The sequence below is a fragment of the Streptomyces tirandamycinicus genome (genome assembly GCF_003097515.1).
GTDB lineage: Bacteria > Actinomycetota > Actinomycetes > Streptomycetales > Streptomycetaceae > Streptomyces > Streptomyces tirandamycinicus.
The window spans coordinates 4,291,461-4,307,033 of the sequence record NZ_CP029188.1 but is presented as its reverse complement, the minus strand read 5'-3'; the positions used below and the strand labels follow the sequence as shown (position 1 = coordinate 4,307,033).

General features: G+C 71.7%; 16 protein-coding genes. 9 read left to right on the top strand and 7 right to left on the bottom strand.

Annotation, left to right across the window (positions count from 1 at the left end; translation table 11 throughout):
* Nucleotides 1-173: 173 nt before the first annotated feature.
* Nucleotides 174-1,403, bottom strand: coding sequence for a threonine ammonia-lyase (gene ilvA, locus DDW44_RS19180; protein WP_108908880.1), 1,230 nt, complete (start codon nucleotides 1,401-1,403; stop codon nucleotides 174-176).
* 145 nt (nucleotides 1,404-1,548) lie between these two features.
* Between ilvA and DDW44_RS19175 the strand changes: the two genes are divergently transcribed.
* The 3 genes from DDW44_RS19175 (at nucleotide 1,549) to DDW44_RS19165 (ending at nucleotide 3,114) form a co-directional block, all read left to right on the top strand.
* The gene (locus tag DDW44_RS19175; protein ID WP_026165044.1) at nucleotides 1,549-2,061 is read left to right on the top strand and encodes a MarR family winged helix-turn-helix transcriptional regulator; all 513 of its coding nucleotides are present in this window, start codon (nucleotides 1,549-1,551) and stop codon (nucleotides 2,059-2,061) included.
* A gap of 32 nt (nucleotides 2,062-2,093) precedes the next feature.
* Complete coding sequence (locus DDW44_RS33370; protein ID WP_018889175.1) at nucleotides 2,094-2,858, top strand: sigma factor-like helix-turn-helix DNA-binding protein; 765 nt, start codon at nucleotides 2,094-2,096, stop codon at nucleotides 2,856-2,858.
* 64 nt (nucleotides 2,859-2,922) lie between these two features.
* Complete coding sequence (locus DDW44_RS19165) at nucleotides 2,923-3,114, top strand: DUF1059 domain-containing protein (protein ID WP_017946364.1); 192 nt, start codon at nucleotides 2,923-2,925, stop codon at nucleotides 3,112-3,114.
* A gap of 240 nt (nucleotides 3,115-3,354) precedes the next feature.
* Here DDW44_RS19165 and DDW44_RS19160 read toward each other — a convergent pair whose 3' ends face one another.
* Entirely contained in the window at nucleotides 3,355-4,503 is a 1,149-nt protein-coding gene (locus DDW44_RS19160; protein WP_017946365.1) for a cystathionine gamma-synthase, read from the bottom strand.
* Nucleotides 4,504-4,608: 105 nt separating this feature from the next.
* Between DDW44_RS19160 and DDW44_RS19155 the strand changes: the two genes are divergently transcribed.
* From DDW44_RS19155 to DDW44_RS19140, 4 genes are all read left to right on the top strand, one after another.
* Nucleotides 4,609-5,715, top strand: coding sequence for a membrane protein (locus DDW44_RS19155; protein ID WP_027734181.1), 1,107 nt, complete (start codon nucleotides 4,609-4,611; stop codon nucleotides 5,713-5,715).
* 92 nt (nucleotides 5,716-5,807) lie between these two features.
* On the top strand, nucleotides 5,808-6,524 hold the full coding sequence (msrA, locus tag DDW44_RS19150) for a peptide-methionine (S)-S-oxide reductase MsrA (protein WP_108907173.1): 717 nt from the start codon (nucleotides 5,808-5,810) through the stop codon (nucleotides 6,522-6,524).
* Between the two features lie 318 nt (nucleotides 6,525-6,842).
* Entirely contained in the window at nucleotides 6,843-7,484 is a 642-nt protein-coding gene (locus DDW44_RS19145) for a hypothetical protein (protein WP_108907172.1), read from the top strand.
* A gap of 83 nt (nucleotides 7,485-7,567) precedes the next feature.
* Nucleotides 7,568-7,834 carry a hypothetical protein gene (locus DDW44_RS19140; protein WP_108907171.1) on the top strand — a complete coding sequence of 89 codons (267 nt, stop codon included), beginning with the start codon at nucleotides 7,568-7,570 and terminating at the stop codon, nucleotides 7,832-7,834.
* Between the two features lie 689 nt (nucleotides 7,835-8,523).
* On the opposite strand, the gene DDW44_RS19135 is transcribed toward DDW44_RS19140, so the two are convergent.
* The 3 genes from DDW44_RS19135 to DDW44_RS19125 all read right to left on the bottom strand — a co-directional run bounded on the left by DDW44_RS19135 (nucleotide 8,524) and on the right by DDW44_RS19125 (nucleotide 11,666).
* Nucleotides 8,524-9,711 carry a sensor histidine kinase gene (locus tag DDW44_RS19135; RefSeq protein WP_018889180.1) on the bottom strand — a complete coding sequence of 396 codons (1,188 nt, stop codon included), beginning with the start codon at nucleotides 9,709-9,711 and terminating at the stop codon, nucleotides 8,524-8,526.
* Nucleotides 9,708-10,373, bottom strand: a complete 666-nt coding sequence (locus DDW44_RS19130) for a response regulator (RefSeq protein WP_026165048.1) — start codon at nucleotides 10,371-10,373, stop codon at nucleotides 9,708-9,710. Before DDW44_RS19130 ends, DDW44_RS19135 begins: the two co-directional genes overlap by 4 nt.
* A gap of 240 nt (nucleotides 10,374-10,613) precedes the next feature.
* Nucleotides 10,614-11,666, bottom strand: coding sequence for an NAD(P)-dependent alcohol dehydrogenase (locus DDW44_RS19125; protein ID WP_018889181.1), 1,053 nt, complete (start codon nucleotides 11,664-11,666; stop codon nucleotides 10,614-10,616).
* 126 nt (nucleotides 11,667-11,792) lie between these two features.
* Between DDW44_RS19125 and DDW44_RS19120 the strand changes: the two genes are divergently transcribed.
* Nucleotides 11,793-12,668, top strand: a complete 876-nt coding sequence (locus DDW44_RS19120; protein WP_017946379.1) for a helix-turn-helix transcriptional regulator — start codon at nucleotides 11,793-11,795, stop codon at nucleotides 12,666-12,668.
* Nucleotides 12,669-12,863: 195 nt separating this feature from the next.
* On the opposite strand, the gene DDW44_RS19115 is transcribed toward DDW44_RS19120, so the two are convergent.
* Complete coding sequence (locus DDW44_RS19115; protein ID WP_018889182.1) at nucleotides 12,864-14,126, bottom strand: L,D-transpeptidase; 1,263 nt, start codon at nucleotides 14,124-14,126, stop codon at nucleotides 12,864-12,866.
* A 245-nt stretch (nucleotides 14,127-14,371) separates the two neighbouring features.
* A complete protein-coding gene (locus DDW44_RS19110) occupies nucleotides 14,372-14,737 on the bottom strand; it encodes a hypothetical protein (RefSeq protein WP_212766429.1) in 366 nt (121 codons plus the stop codon).
* Nucleotides 14,738-14,858: 121 nt separating this feature from the next.
* Between DDW44_RS19110 and DDW44_RS19105 the strand changes: the two genes are divergently transcribed.
* Nucleotides 14,859-15,287, top strand: a complete 429-nt coding sequence (locus tag DDW44_RS19105; RefSeq protein WP_108907170.1) for a hypothetical protein — start codon at nucleotides 14,859-14,861, stop codon at nucleotides 15,285-15,287.
* Nucleotides 15,288-15,573 lie beyond the last annotated feature (286 nt).

Sequence of the window (15,573 nt, the reverse complement as noted above, 5' to 3'; positions counted from 1 at the left end):
CAGACGATTGCTGCGCAAGCCTAGGTTTCAACGAACTTCGGCGCAGGTGATTTAGCACCGGGACGGTACCGTAACGCGATACATCGCGATAGACAACCTCCTGGAGGTGTACGCCGCGGTCAGCCGGCGACCTGGTAGCCCGCCTCGCGGGTACCGTGCGCAGGGGCTCCCCGTCAGCCGGCGACCTGGTAGCCCGCCTCGCGGAGCGCCGCCCCGACCTCCGCGCAGTGCTCCGGGCCCTTCGTCTCAAGGTGGAGCTCCACCTCGACCTCCGTCAGGCCGAGCCTGGGGTCGGTCCGCACATGCCCCACGTCCAGCACGTTCGCGTCCGCCACCGACAGCACCCCCAGCAGGGTCGCCAGCGCGCCCGGCCGGTCCGGGAGGCGAAGCCGCAGGGACAGATAGCGGCCCGCCGCGGCCATCCCGTGCCGCAGGACGCGCTGCATCAGCAGCGGGTCCACGTTGCCGCCCGACAGCACCGCCACGACCGGCCCCTGGTACGCCCGCGGGTCGCTCAGCAGCGCCGCGACCGGACTCGCCCCCGCCGGTTCGACCACCAGTTTGGCCCGCTCCAGGCACAGCAGCAGCGCCGAGGAGAGCTCGTCCTCGGAGACCGTGCGCACCTCGTCGACCAGCTCCTCGACGAGGGCGTACGGGACGTCCCCGGGCCGCCCCACCTTGATGCCGTCCGCCATCGTCGCGGGGGACTCGATCGACACCGGCCGCCCCGCCGCGAGCGACGGCGGGTACGCGGCCGACCCCTCCGCCTGGACCCCGATCAGCCGCACATCGGGCCGCAGCGCCTTCACCCCGACCGCGATGCCCGCTGCGAGACCGCCGCCGCCCATCCCGACGACGATCGTCCGCACCTCCGGGCACTGCTCCAGGATCTCCAGCCCCACCGTGCCCTGCCCGGCGATGATGTCGGGGTGGTCGAAGGGGTGGATGAAGACGGCACCCGTCTCGTGCGCGTACTCCTCCGCCGCGGCCAGGGTCTCGTCGACGACATGACCATGGAGCCTCACATCGGCGCCGTAGTCACGGGTCGCGGCGACCTTCGGCAGCGGGGCCCCCTTCGGCATGAAGACCGTGGAGCGCACGCCGAGCAGCGAGGAGGCGAGCGCGACGCCCTGCGCGTGGTTGCCCGCCGACGCCGCGACGACACCGGCGGCCCGCTCCTCCGGCCGCAGCCCGGAGATCCGCACATAGGCGCCGCGCAGTTTGAACGAACCGGTCCGCTGGAGGTTCTCGCACTTCAGGTGCACCGGGGACCCGACCAGGCCCGACAGGTAGCGGCTGCCCTCCATCGGCGTCAGCCGTGCGACCCCGGAGAGCATCTTCAGGGCGCCCCGCACGTCGTCGAGGATGACGGGGTGAAAGGGGCCAGTGGTACGGAAGCTCATGACAGCAGTCTCGCAGCTCAGCGGCCTGAAGGCGGTCCCGGGGAACGGGCCGTCCACCGGTTTCCGAAGGCCCGGTACGCACCCGCCCGCCTCCGCGTACTCTGTCCCCCACCAACCGACCACCGCACGAGAGAGCCCCGCAGCCATGCCCACATCTCAGGACATGACGACTGATCTTGACGCCGGCCTCCTCGATGCCCTCCAGCACCAGGTGGCCGTCTTCGCGCGCAGAGCCGAGCAGACGCGGCTGGGCGGCGTCGGCCAGGTCCGCAACTCGATGGACCGCGCCGCCTATCTGCTGCTCAACCGGCTCGACCAGGAAGGCCCGATGGGCGTCAAGGCCCTCGCGGCCGGTATGGGGATCGACTCCTCGACCGTCACCCGCCAGGTCGCGCCGCTCGTCGACACCGGCCTGGTGAAGCGCACGTCCCACCCGGAGGACGGCCGCGCCGTCGTGCTGCAGCTGTCCCCCCGCGGCCAGGCCCGCCTGGAGGAGGTCCGCTCCTCGCGGCGCGAGCTGATGGCCCGGGTGACGGACGGCTGGACACCGGATGAGCGGGAGTCGTTCTGCACGCTGCTCACACGTTTCAACTCGGCGCTCTCCGCACGGCAGGCCGGCCTGCCCGCGGAAGTGACGGAGGCGCCCCCGGCCTCTTGACCGCCACCCCCCGCCTGCCCTGATATGAGGATGTGCGCGAGAGTCGGCAGCCCCCGCTCGCCGGTCGCAGCGCCCGCGAGTTCGAGGCGTTCGTCGCGGGGGCCGGTGGCCGTCTGCTGCACGTCGCGACCCTGCTGACCGCCGAGCCCTCCGGCCGGTGCCTCCGGGCACAGCGGCTGCTGCTCGGCGCTCTGGCCCGGCTCTGCGCGGAGTGGGACCGGCTGCGCGACGAGGACCCTTACGACCGTACCCGCCAGGAGCTCGTCACCCGCTTCACAAGCGGCGCCTGGCGCCCGCACCGGCGCTCCCGCACCCGCGGCACCGGCGCGGAGCACGGGGTACTGGCCCGGCTCGGCCCCCAGGAGCGCCTCGTCGTGGTGCTGACGCTGTACGAGGGCGTGCCCGAGGCGCAGACGGCCGCGCTGCTGGGGCTTCCGCAGGCGAGGGTCCGTACGCTCGGCACCCGCGCGGTCTCCCTGCTGCGCGGGGCCCGGGCAACCGCGGCCGCGGGCACCGCGCCGGGCCGGCGACCGGGCGGACGCCCGACGGGCCGCCAGGGGCTCAAGGAGGAGGAGGTCCGGCGCATGCTGGACCTCCCGTACCCGCGGATGCCGGCCGACCTGCACGTCCGGGCGTCCCGCCGCGGTGCCAGGCTGCGCCGCCGGCGCCGTACGCTGCACCGGGTGGAGTGCGCGCTGCTGCTGGTGGCGGCGATCGTCTTCGCGGTGTGGGCGGTGGCCGTCGAGCCGTGGGCCGTACCGCCCTCGGCGACCACCCCGGAGATCGGGGGCTGGTGAAGCCCGGACCGACCGGACCTATCCTGGAACCAGCGGCGCAACGCCTTTGCACCAGGAGGTCGCCATGACCAGAAAAGTTGCCGACTGCCGCAAGTTCCCGAGTGAGACGGGCTGCACCCTCACCATCTCGGGCGAGGAGGACGAGGTTCTGCGGGCCGCGACCGACCACGCCGTCTCCGTCCACGGCCACACGGAATCGCCCGAACTCCGCGAGCAGATACGCGGAATACTCGAGGAGGAGAAGGCCGCCGCCTGAGGAACAGTCAGGCCGGTTGCCCGCAGTCGCCTCGCACCCGCGGTCCGCAGCGCGTCCGGGGCCGAGGGCTCCCGGGCCGGACCACGCCGAGCGCGACGGTCGCGACGGTCCTGCCGTACGGGCAGAGGGGCGCCGCCCCGCGCCGCGCGGAGGGCCGCGCACCCGGAGGCTGGGCCGCGCACCCGGAGGCACGGGGAGCAAGAGCCCCGGACGCGCCGTCCGGACACGCGACCCCGCCGGTCATCCGCCCAGCGCCTGCTGCAGGTCGGCCAGCAGATCGTCCGCCGACTCGATGCCCACCGACAGCCGCACCAGGTCCGCCGGGACCTCCAGCGCGGAGCCGGCGACGCTGGCGTGCGTCATCCGGCCCGGGTGCTCGATCAGGGACTCGACACCGCCCAGGGACTCGCCGAGCGTGAACAGCCTGGCCCGGTTGCAGACCTCCACGGCCGCCTCCTCGCCGCCCTGGACCCGGAACGAGACCATGCCGCCGAAGCCCTTCATCTGCTTGGCCGCGATCTCGTGCCCCGGGTGCTCCTCCAGCCCCGGGTACAGCACGCGCGTCACCTTGGGGTGGCCGCTGAGCATCTCCGCGACCCGCGCCGCGTTCTCGCTGTGGCGGTCCATGCGGACCGCGAGCGTCTTGATGCCGCGCAGCACGATCCACGAGTCGAACGGCCCGGCCACCGCTCCCATCGCGTTCTGGTGGTACGCCAGTTCCTCGCCGAGGCCGGCGTCGGCCACCACGAGCGCCCCGCCGACCACGTCGGAGTGCCCGCCCATGTACTTGGTGAGCGAGTGCACCACCACGTCCGCACCGAGCGCGAGCGGCTGCTGCAGGTACGGGCTGGCGAAGGTGTTGTCCACGACGAGCTTCGCCCCGGCCGAACGGGCGATGTCCGCGACGGCGGCGATGTCGGTGATGCCGAGCAGCGGGTTGGACGGGGTCTCGACCCAGATCACCTTCGTGCGGTCGGTGAGGGCGGCGCGCACCGAGGCGGGGTCGGAGGTGTCCGCCACCGAGTACTCCACGCCCCAGCGCTGCACCACCTTGGCGAACAGACGGAACGTTCCGCCGTAGGCGTCGTTCGGGATCACCACGTGGTCCCCCGGTACCAGAAGCGCGCGCAGCAGGCAGTCCTCGGCGGCGAGCCCGGAGGCGAAGGCGAGGCCGCGGCGGCCGCCTTCCAGGGCCGCGAGGTTCTCCTCCAGCGCCGTGCGGGTCGGGTTGGCGCTGCGGCTGTACTCGTAACCGCCGCGCAGTCCGCCCACACCGTCCTGCTTGTAGGTGGACACCTGGTAGATGGGCGGGACGACAGCGCCGGTCAGCGGGTCGGCGGTGTTGCCCGCGTGGATGGCGAGGGTCTCGAAACCGTGCTGGTCAGTCATGCGACCGAGGGTAGTCCCCCACCGGGCCCCGCCGCCCTCCCCAGCCGGCTCCCGGCGCCCTGCCCGGCTGGATCCCACCGCGGCGCCATCCGGGACAATGGCCCCATGGAGATTCTCTGGTTCCTGATCGCGCTGGGGCTGCTGGCCGCCGCGATCGGCCCGTTCGTGATGCGCCGCCGCCACGCCGTACGGCAGGTGATGCCCGGTTCGCCGGACGCCGCCGACCCCGCCGCCTACGGATTCGTCCGCCAGGAGGAGCTCGACCTGCGGCTGCCCGGCCCCGACCAGGACCTCCTCGACGTACTCGACCTGGTGCAGCGCACCCAGGACTGGCGGGCCGCGTCCCAGCTGCTCGCGGGCACCGGGAAGGAGAGCGAACGGCGCTGGCAGCGGGTGCAGGCGTTCGCGGGCGCCGCGTCACTGGAACTCGGGCAGCAGCCCGGGACCGGGGGGTCGTGGCTGCGCGCCTGGCGCTCGGAATCGCCGAAGGACGCGGGGGGCGCCGCCGTTCACGCGGAGTTCCTGGTGCAGCAGGCCTGGCGGTCGTCCGGTGGAGCCGGCAGCGACGACTTCCGGATCATCCTGGAGGAGGCCCGCTCGGTGTGCGGGGAGGCCGCCCTGCTCGCGCCCGGGGACCCCGTCCCGTACATCGTCGAGCTGGCCGTGGCCCGTGGGCTCGGCTACTCCCCGGAGCAGTTCGACCAGCTGTGGGCGAAGGTGATCGACCGCGCCCCGGCGCACATGGGCGCCCACCTGGCGGCCCTGCACTACTGGTGCGAGAAGTGGCACGGCTCGCGGGAGGAGGCCGACCACTTCGCCACGACCGCGGCGGCCCGCGCGCCCCAGGGCTCGCTGCTCTCCGCGCTGCCGCTGTTCGCCGTCTTCGAGCACCTGCCCGAGGTCAACCTGGTCTCCGGCTTCTACCAGAGCGCCGTCGTCGGCAAGGCCGTGGAGGGCGCGCTGCACGCCGCGCACCACGCGCGGGACGACGACCCCGTCCTCCCCCATGTCCGCCATCTGCTGATCTTCTTCCTGGTCAGGTCCGAGCGCTGGGCCGAGGCCATGCACCAGCTGGTCCGGGTCGACGGGCACGTCGGCGCCCTGCCCTGGACCCACGGCAGCGACCCGGCCGGGGAGTACGCGGTCTTCCGGGCGCTCGCGGTCGCGGGCTACGAGGCGAACGGCGGCAGCCCCGCGACGCTGCCGCACTGACGACGGGACGGGCGGCCCCACCGGGCCCGCGGGGAATCCCGCGGGCCCGGTGGGCGTTCTGGCCAGTGCAACCACTCTCGGAGGAGATGCGCATGTTCCTGAACCGCCGCGTCCCCGAGCTGCCCACCCCCGCCCAGGCCCTGCGCGGTCGCGAAACACCCGAGTTCGACGTCCCCGCCCGGCACACCGTCCTCGGCAACCCCCTCCTGGGCCCCTACCCCGAGGGCCTGGAGGTCGCCGATTTCGGACTGGGCTGCTTCTGGGGCGCGGAGCGCGCGTTCTGGCGGACCGAGGGCGTGTGGACCACCCTCGTCGGCTACCAGGGCGGCTACACCCCCAACCCGACGTACGAAGAGGTCTGCTCCGGCCTGACCGGTCACACCGAGGCCGTGCGCGTCGTGTACGACCCCTCGGTCGTCTCCTACGCCCGGCTGCTGAAGGTCTTCTGGGAGGCCCACGACCCGACCCAGGGCTTCCGCCAGGGCAACGACGTGGGCACGCAGTACCGCTCGGCGATCTACACCCACACCCCGGCCCAGGCCGGCGCCGCGGAGGCCGCGCGCGACGCGTACCAGAAGGTGCTGACGGGTGCGGGCCACGGCACGATCACGACGGAGATCCTGCCCGCGGAGGGCCGGACCTTCTATCCGGCCGAGGGATACCACCAGCAGTACCTCGACAAGAACCCGGCGGGCTACTGCGGCATCGGCGGGACGGGGGTCAAGCTACGTACTGCGTTCGAAACGAACTCGGGAGCGTCCTGTCCCACGGGCATCACGCCGGCACCTGAGGAGGTTACGGACAAGTAGCCCGCACCTCGAAGAGCCCAGACGAAGGGTCGCAGCACCCTCGTTCGCAGTGGTACTGCGGCCGGTGCGCCTCGTCGGCGTTCCGGTATCGGGCGAGGTACTTGCGGCCCCATTCTCGAGAGAATGTCAGATCCGGCTGCGACACCGCACGCGCACTGGCTCGCTGGCTCCTGAGCGATTCTCCGTCAAGCCTGCGCTCACACTCTGAACCTCTGGCACCGCTGGCTTTGCCGAGGAGGGGCAAGCCAAGCACCCCGTTCGAGACGGACTGAGTGGCGTCGTGCACCACGGGAATCCCTAGATCACGCAGGTACGAAAGTGGACGCGATTCCCACTCAAGGGAGCAACGTCGTCGCCAATGAGGCTCTCACGCGAATTCAGACTCGCGTCGACGGGCTCCCTGAAGCCGCCGGCGGCAACTACTGGTTGCCGTCGAACTCGGACGACGAGCGCCACAAGCACATCTCCGACAACAGGGAGCTCATCAAGGCTGCGGCGAAGGACTCCGGCCTGCCGCCCGAAATGATCGCCGGCATCGCATGGCAGGAAGTACAGGGCGACCCGGGGTGGCTGGACGACCTTGCCTACGAGGGGCGCCAGAACCTTCCTGGCACCGACGACCCCGACAGGACATCGATGGGACCCATGTCCATCCAGGTCCGCCGGGCAGCTGAGGTCCTCGGCTACGATCCGCACCACCTCACCGACATGCAACGCGAACAGATCGTGAGCGCTATCAAGGATCCGGCGAAGAACATCTTCATCTCCTCCGAGTATCTGGCCCAACTCAAGGCGGAGAGCGGCTTCGCCGACACGCCACCGGAGCAGATGACGCGCGAGCAGATGAAGGAACTCGCCGCACGCTACAACGGCGGCCCGTATTACGAGAGTGCTGCCGCGCAAGCGTATGGTCGCGGCTTCGACAGTAAGCTTGACGACGCCAAAGGGGCTTTGCAGTGAACAACAGTGCTGTCTCCCGGGCAGAAACACGTCGGGAGAGCGAAAGCCCGGTGCCCAGCCGAACCGGAACAATCATCTGCGCCTTGCTCCTCATCGCGGGCCACCTGGTAACGGGATTCGTGACGGTCACGGCGTACATGGTCTCTCCGGCGGGCCCCTGGGACACGGAGTCGGTCGCCCACTCAGGCTTTGCCTCGGGCCTTGCACTGGCACTCGCCACGGCCACGGCGCTGCTGACCCTCCTCTTCCGAAAAGCGGAGTGGCTGAGGCGCGGCTGGTGGTACGTCCTTCCGGCAGTCCTCGCGGCGGCGGCGCTGCTGCGGCTCACGCTGCTGGCGCCGGCAGTCTGAGCGTTGACGCCTTCCACACGACGAGCACGCGACCCACAGCAAGGGCTGAGGCCCCCGGATGTATTCGCCCTCAACTCCGTACGAACAGAACGGTCACATGGCAGAGCAGGCTCGCTGGGACGGTGGTCTCCTGCCCGACGGGCGTGGTGCCCGTGCCGGGCACCACGCCCGAGTAGAGCGTTCCGAAGGCCGCACGGCAGCCGCCCTGCCCACTCCAGGCCGGGGACGCCGACGAGCAGGGCGACGCCCGTGAGCGGGGACGCCGCCGGTGAGCGGGGGCGACGCCGGTGAGCAGGCCAGGCCGCCTTTCAGATCGGGCGGATCCTGGACACCGGCCTCGCGTCCCTGAGCGTCGCGGAGGCCGGATCGCCGGATCCTGGCGCCTGCGAGGCCCTCGAGCGGCTCACTGCGCCGCCTCGATACCGAAGTCCTGAACGACCGCCTCCAGGCCGCCGGTGTAGCCAACCCCGCACCCCGCAGCGGCACTTCACCGGGGCCGGTGAGCAGTGCCGCTCCTGCCCGTGGCCGGCCCCGTGGCCGGGTACGGACGCGCCCGCCCACGAGGTGCCTTCCCCGTCGGCGACGGTGACCCGCGCATGCCGCCCGGCCGCTGCCCCGGGCAGCCTCCGCAGTCCCCCGGGACGGCGTGCCCCCCGGCACGGCGCATCCCCCGCGGAACCGGGCGGACGTCAGCGGTGGTCCTGCGCCGGGAGTTCCAGACGAAGTTCGTAACCGCCGTCCGCGGTCGGTCCGGAGTCGACCGTGCCGCCCAGGAGCTCGGCGCGCTGGCGCAGGCTGACGAGGCCGTAGTGGGCGCTGGGAAGGGGCAGGGCTGGCCGGGTGGGGGCGGTGTTGGTGACGGTGACGCGGACCGTGCCGCCGTCGCGCCGGACCCGGACCGTGGCGGAGGCGCCGGGCGCGTGCTTGCGGACGTTGGTCAGGGCCTCCTGGACGGTACGGTAGATGGCGCGCTGGACGGTCGGCGGGAGCCCGTCGGGTCCCTGCGTACCGTCGGCCGGTCCCGGGCCGGTGGCGTTCCCGCCCGCCGCGGGCCGGGGGTGCGGCGAAGTCCCGGCGGGCGTCGGGTCCGTGTGCAGTACCGCCGGGATCCCGCTGCCGTCGACGAGCCGCTGGAGGTCCGCCAGGGAGGGCTGGGGGGTGAGTTCGGCGAGCCGCCCGCCGGAGGCCCGCAGCACGCCGACCATGTGGCGCAGTTCGTCCAGGGTCTGCACGCTCAGCCTCCGGATCGTGCTGGCGGCGTCCCTGACCTCGGGGTCCCGGGTGCCGACCTGGAGCGCTCCGGCCCGTACGGCGATCAGGCTGACCTGGTGGGAGACCACGTCGTGCATCTCACGGGCGAGCTGGGCACGTTCCTTGGCCAGGACGGTCTGGGTGGTCAGCAGCCGCTCGTGGTCCCGGGCCTCGGAGATCTCCGCCAGCCGCAGCGAGAGGTCGCGCCGGGTCTGGACGAGCTGGCCGAGGAAGACGGGGGCGGCCGCGGTGGCGGCGGTGTAGCCGAGGGTGATGAGGGTGGAGGTCTTCGTCAGATCGAGCTCCGGGGACGGCAGCGAGATCATGTCGCAGAGCGTGAAGGCCAGTGCGCAGAGCACGAGCAGGGTCCGGCGGCGGGACAGCGAGGCCAGGGTGTAGAGCGCGGCCAGCCCGGCGAAGATCGCGTCGTTCAGGGCGACGGCCGGCAGCGTGATCAGGAAGACGGGCAGGGGTACCCGGCGGCGCAGTGCCAGGGCGGACGCGGCGGCCAGGGCGAAGCCCAGCCGGAGCGGCTCGGCCGCGGTGACGTTGACCCAGACGTCGAGCAGCGCCACGACGACCAGTACGGCGTCCATCAGTGGGGGCGGTACACGGCGGGAGGTCATGGCGCCTCCTGGTCCCGGGGCTGTCTGAGCAGGCCGGCCCGCTCGGCGAGCAGGGCGGCCTGGACCCGGCCCGCCACTTCGAGTTTGGTCAGGATGGCGCTGACGTGGTCCTTCACCGTGCCGGTGCCCAGGTGCATGCGGGCGGCGATGTCGGCGTTGGAGAGTCCCTCGCCGATCAGCACCAGCACGGCGCGCTCCCGTTCCGTCAGCCGGGCGATGCCGCGTACGGCGGTCTCCTCGGGGCCGGCGTCGAGGTAGCCGTCCACGACGGTCCGGGTGACCTTGGACGACAGGACGGATCCGCCGTCGGCGAGGGTCCGCACCAGGAACGGCAGGCCCTCGGGGTCGGTGTCCTTGAGCAGGAAGCCGGCGGCACCCGCGCGCAGGGCGGTCGCCACGTACTCGTCCATGTCGAACGTCGTGAGCATGGCGACGATGGGAGGGTGCGGCAGCCGGCGCAGGCCGCCGAGGACGGTGAGCCCGTCGACGTCCGGCATCCGGATGTCCAGCAGTACGACGTCGGGGCGGGTCTCCTCGGCGGTCCGGACCGCCTCGGCGCCGGGGACCGCGGCCACGACCTCGATGTCGTCGGCCGCGTCGAGGATGTGCCGGAAGCCCGTGCGGATCAGGGCCTCGTCGTCGACCACCATTACCCGGATCACGTGTGCTCCGCTCGCCGTGCCCCGTGAGACCACTGTCCGATTCGTACCATGTCGGGCGGTGGGCCGCGCGGGTGGGCGGCCGGGGCGGCGGGACTCGTCGCAGGCCGCCGTCGTACGCCGGCGCCGTACGGACTCGTGCGTGCGCGCCGGACCCCGCGGGACCGCTCGGATTCGGTACCCGCGCGGCTCGGGGCCGTGCGGCCGGTCTCCCGGCGGCACGGCCCCTGAGGGCGACGCCGATCAGATGGTGGCGGTGTCGATCACGAACCGATAGCGCACATCACTGCGCAGCACCCGCTCGTACGCCTCGTTGACCTGGTCCGCGCGGATCACCTCGATCTCCGCGCCCAGGCCGTGCTCGGCGCAGAAGTCGAGCATCTCCTGGGTTTCCGGGATACCGCCGATCGTGGAGCCGGCCAGGGCCTTGCGGCCCCCGATCAGGGAGAAGAGGTTCAGCGAGACGGGCTCCTCGGGGGCACCGACGTTCACCATCGTGCCGTCCGTCTTCAGCAGGCCCAGGAACCTGTCGAGGGGAAGCGGCGCCGAGACGGTGCTGATGATCAGGTCGAAGGTGCCGGCGAGGGCCTCGAAGGTGGCGTCGTCGCTGGTGGCGTAGTAGTGCCGGGCGCCGAGCGACAGCCCGTCGTCCTTCTTGCGCAGCGACTGGGACAGCACGGTCACCTCCGCCCCCAGCGCGTTGGCGATCTTGACGGCCATGTGGCCGAGGCCGCCGAGCCCGACGACGGCGACCTTCACGCCGGGCCCCGCGTTCCAGTGGCGCAGCGGGGAGTAGACCGTGATCCCGGCGCACAGCAGCGGTGCGGCCACGTCGAGGGAGAGCCCGTCGGGGATCCGCACGGTGAACGCCTCGTCCACGACGATATGCGTGGAGTAGCCGCCGTACGTGGGCTCCCCGTTCTTGTCGAGGGCGTTGTACGTCATGACGCTGCCGTTGGCGCAGTGCTGCTGGAATCCGGCCCGGCAGTTGTCGCACACCCGGCAGGAGTCGACCATGCAGCCGACGCCGACGCGGTCGCCGACGGCGAACGCGGTGACCCCGGGGCCCGTCTCGGTGACGACGCCGGCGATCTCGTGGCCGGGGACCATCGGGAAGATGCCCTCGCCCCAGCCGTCGCGGGCCTGGTGGATGTCGGAGTGGCAGATGCCGGCGTACTTGATCTCGATCAGGACGTCGTGCTCACCGACCGCCCGCCGCGGGATGGTGGTGCGCTCCAGCGGGGCCTTCGCGGCCGGGGCAGCGTAGGCGGGAACAGTGGTCGCTTGTGTGGTCATGCATCGAGGCTGACGCCTTTCCCGCAGGTCACCCAGCCCTCTGCCCTTCGTACGTCCGCCGTGCCTACCACTGACAGGGTCAGGCTCGGCACGTCCGCCGGCATGCGGAACCTGAATACTTGACGTATGGACCAGCGTGCCGAACTCAGTGAATTCCTGCGCTCGCGCCGGGCCCGCCTGAAGCCGGCGGACGTCGGACTGCCCGACTTCGGCCGTCACCGCCGGGTGCCCGGGCTGCGCCGGGAGGAGCTGGCGCAGCTGGCCGGAGTGTCCGTGGCGTACTACACCCGGCTCGAACAGGGCAACGGGCAGAACGTGTCCATCGAGGTGCTCGACTCGATCGCCCGCGCCCTGCGGCTTTCGGACACCGAGCGCGACCATCTCACGCATCTGGCGAAGCCGAACCAGAAGAAGAAGAAACGGTCCTCGCGACCGGCTCATGCGCTGCGGCCGCAGCTCCAGGTGCTGATCGACGCGATGGACGCGATACCGGCGCTGTACGTCGGGCGCCGGATGGAGGTCCTCGGCTGGAACCGGATGGCGTCCGCCCTGTTCGGGGACTTCGCGGCCCGGCCGCCCGAGGAGCGGAACTTCGCGCGGATGGTGTTCCTCGACCCGGGCACGCGGAATCTGTACGTCGACTGGGAGTGCAAGGCGGTCGAGGTGGTCAGCGCGCTGCGGCTGTGCGCGGGCTGCTACCCGGACGATCGCGAACTGTCCTCGCTGGTGGGCGAGTTGTCGGTGAAGAGCGACGACTTCCGTACGCTGTGGGCGGCTCACACGGTGCAGGAGAAGGGGCACGGGACGAAGCGCCTGCACCACCGGCTGGTGGGCGGGATGACGCTGTCCTACGAGACCTTGCGGGTGCCCGACGACCACGACCTGTCCCTGGTTACCTACCACGCGGAGCCGGGCTCGGCGTCCGAGGAGTCGCTGGGGCTGCTGGCGAAGTGGGGCGTCGACGAGCAGGCGTTCCCGGCGGCCGCCGAGCGCGGAGCGTGACCGCCGCACGGCCGCCGGGGTGACGGGTACGGCGATGGCGGTGGCCCCCCGGTACGTTCCGGGGGGCCACCGCCTTCATGCCGCAGGTTCGGTGGGCGGTGGGCCGAGCGGGGCTCGGCCCGACGGTGGGCGGGGCGGGGCTCGGACCGGCCGTGAGCCCGAGGCGGCTCGGACCGGCGGTGGGCCGGACGGGGCTCAGACCGCCGAGCCCGCCTTCCAGTCCGCCCAGCTCATGTTCCAGCCGTTGAGGCCGTTGTCGGGCTGGATCGTCTTGTCCTTGGAGTTCTTGACGATGACCACGTCACCGATGATCGAGTTGTCGTAGAACCAGGCACCGGGCTGCTTCGGGTCGCCGGCGCCCTTGACGTCGTTCAGGCCCACGCAGCCGTGGCTGGTGTTGGCGCTGCCGAAGATCGAGTCGGCGCCCCAGTAGTTGCCGTGGATGAAGGTGCCGGAGGTGGACAGCCGCATGGCGTGCGGCACGTCCTTGATGTCGTACTCGCCCTTGCCGTCGTCGTCGGTGAAGCCGACGGTCGCCCCGTTCATCCGGGTCTCCTTGAACTTCTCCGAGATGACCATCTCACCGTTGTAGGTCGGGTTCTCGGGGGAGCCGGCGGAGATCGGGATGGTCTTGATCGTCTTGCCGTCCTGGGTGACCGTCATGGTCTTGGCGGCGGCGTCGACGGTGGAGACCTGGTTGCGGCCGATGGTGAAGGTCACCGTCTTCTGCTGGACGCCGAAGACGCCGTCGGCGCCCTCGACGCCGTCCAGGTTCAGCTTCAGCGTGACGGTGGAGCCCTCCTGCCAGTAGTCCTCCGGCCGGAAGTCCAGCCGCTGCGAGTTGAACCAGTGGCCGACGACCTCCTGGCCGCTGCTGGAGGAGACGGTGATGCCGGACTGCACGGCCTTGCGGTCCGTGATCGCCTTGTTGAAGTTGATAGAGACGGGCATGCCGACGCCGACGGTGGAACCGTCCTCGGGCGTGAAGTTGCCGATGAAGCTGTTGTCGGGCGAGACCGTGGTGAACGAGGAGTTCTCGTGCGCCTCGCGGCCCTTCGCGTCCTCGGCGGTGGCCGAGATCTTGTAGACGGTCGCGCGCTCCAGCTGCCCGTTCGGCTTCCAGCTCTTGCCGTCGCCGGCGAGCGTGCCCTCGACGGCCGCGCCGTCGGCGGTGGCCATGGTGACCTTGGTGAGCGTGCCCTCGGTGACGGTGACCTTGGCGTCGTTGTTGATGCTCGCGTTGGTCGCGCCGTTCTTGGGCGAGATGACTATTCGGGCGTCCGAGGCGTCTTTGGCGGCCGCTTCGTCCACCTGCTCCTGGGACTTCTTCGAGCTCTCCGCGGCAGGGCCGTCGGCATCGGCACCGCTGCAGCCCGTGAGCACCAGTACCCCACCGAGCAGGGCGGACACGGCCAGACGTCCGCGCCGCTTGCTGTCCGTCATCACACGCTTCTCCATCGTCACCGATTCACCTGCGATCTCTGTCAAAGAAGACCCAAACCGCCCATCCGGTTCCACTCCCGGCGGTTTTTGTGGGCAACACCACTCATCGACGCCCCCGGGGTCGCGCCGGTTGCGGTGTGGCACCCGGTGTTCCCGGCTTCGGCGGTGCCTCACGGCCTTCCCGCGGGCCGCACGCGGCCGGGCCCCGGCTCGCCGCCCGCGGCGCCCGGGACCCGGCCGGTCCGTCCGGCCCCGTCGCGTCACGGGTGCCGCGCGGGGTCCGTCCCGTCGTCCTGCCCGTCCTCGTCCGTCTCCCCATCTTCCCCGTCGATATCCCAGTCGTCGGCATCGGGGTCGTAGTCGATCTGCTCACAGCTCCACGAGGCCTGGGCGAGCTCCACGCCGGGAACGTCGCCGATCAGGTCGAACGGGTCGACGAGGTACGCGAGGGCCTCCGCGGAGTCGTCGCGCACCGACGACGAAGCGTGCGCGCGCTCCTCCTCCGGCATGAGTTCGTCCGTCTCCACACGGTCGAGGGCCGCTCCGGTCAGCTCCTCCGGTTCGGCCACCTCCAGCACCAATTCGACGTGTAGCCGCACATAGCGTGATGTCTCAGAAGAGGTCATACGACGGAGACTAGAGCGCGGGGCCTCCCGACTTTCCTGCGACCCGCTGCGTTCATTAGCATCGCCGGAGCATCGCCTCACGCGGTCAATTCACCGCTGTCACAAGGGGGATCGTTTTCCCGTGCCCGTCGCCCGCCGCCCACTGCTGACCGCCACCGCGGCCGGTTCCCTGCTCTGCGCGCTGTGGTTCGTGCCCTCGGCGAACGCGACGGCGGACGGGGAGTCCGGGCATCCGGACCGGGCCCGGTCCGGAGCTTCCGCTTCCGGCGTCCGAGATGCCGACGGGGCCGCACGCGACGGGCGCGACGCGCGCACGGCGGGCGGTGCCCCGGCCGCGCCCCTCGGCGGCGGCACGGGGGACGTCCCGGCCTCGGACGGCGTCCGCACGGATGCCGGGGACGATCAGCCGGGCGGCGCGCAGGGCCTGACGCTGGCCGCCACGGGAAGCGTGGACACGACGCCGTATCTGGTCGGCGGCACGCTGTTCCTCGTCATCGGTGCCGGGTTCGTGAGCCACGCCGCACGCAGGAGCGGCGGCCGGCCGGTCTGAGCCGGCCGCGGCGACCGGTCTGCCCGTCGACCGCCGGATGAGAGTCTTCTCCTCTTCGGGCCGGCCCGAGGACGGGCCCACCAGACTGGCCGGATGGGTATACGAAGAATCGGTGCGCTGAACATCGCCGTCTGCTTCTGCGTAGTTGCCGGTATGACGGTCGGTCGGGTGTGGACGGGTACGGAGGGGTCGCCGACCCTGGGACCGGAGGTGTTCGTCCCGGCCCACGGCGCCGACGGCCCTGCGCCCGGCCCGTCCGCGGTGCGCCCGTCCGCGTCGGCGGTCC

Excerpts from the sequence above, each read along its gene's own strand:
- ilvA (WP_108908880.1), bottom strand. The coding sequence starts at position 1,403 with ATGAGCTTCCGTACCACTGGCCCCTTTCACCCCGTCATCCTCGACGAC.
- DDW44_RS19175 (WP_026165044.1), top strand. The coding sequence starts at position 1,549 with ATGCCCACATCTCAGGACATGACGACTGATCTTGACGCCGGCCTCCTC.
- DDW44_RS19165 (WP_017946364.1), top strand. The coding sequence starts at position 2,923 with ATGACCAGAAAAGTTGCCGACTGCCGCAAGTTCCCGAGTGAGACGGGC.
- DDW44_RS19160 (WP_017946365.1), bottom strand. The coding sequence starts at position 4,503 with ATGACTGACCAGCACGGTTTCGAGACCCTCGCCATCCACGCGGGCAAC.
- DDW44_RS19155 (WP_027734181.1), top strand. The coding sequence starts at position 4,609 with ATGGAGATTCTCTGGTTCCTGATCGCGCTGGGGCTGCTGGCCGCCGCG.
- msrA (WP_108907173.1), top strand. The coding sequence starts at position 5,808 with ATGTTCCTGAACCGCCGCGTCCCCGAGCTGCCCACCCCCGCCCAGGCC.
- DDW44_RS19135 (WP_018889180.1), bottom strand. The coding sequence starts at position 9,711 with ATGACCTCCCGCCGTGTACCGCCCCCACTGATGGACGCCGTACTGGTC.
- DDW44_RS19125 (WP_018889181.1), bottom strand. The coding sequence starts at position 11,666 with ATGACCACACAAGCGACCACTGTTCCCGCCTACGCTGCCCCGGCCGCG.
- DDW44_RS19120 (WP_017946379.1), top strand. The coding sequence starts at position 11,793 with ATGGACCAGCGTGCCGAACTCAGTGAATTCCTGCGCTCGCGCCGGGCC.
- DDW44_RS19115 (WP_018889182.1), bottom strand. The coding sequence starts at position 14,126 with ATGGAGAAGCGTGTGATGACGGACAGCAAGCGGCGCGGACGTCTGGCC.
- DDW44_RS19110 (WP_212766429.1), bottom strand. The coding sequence starts at position 14,737 with ATGACCTCTTCTGAGACATCACGCTATGTGCGGCTACACGTCGAATTG.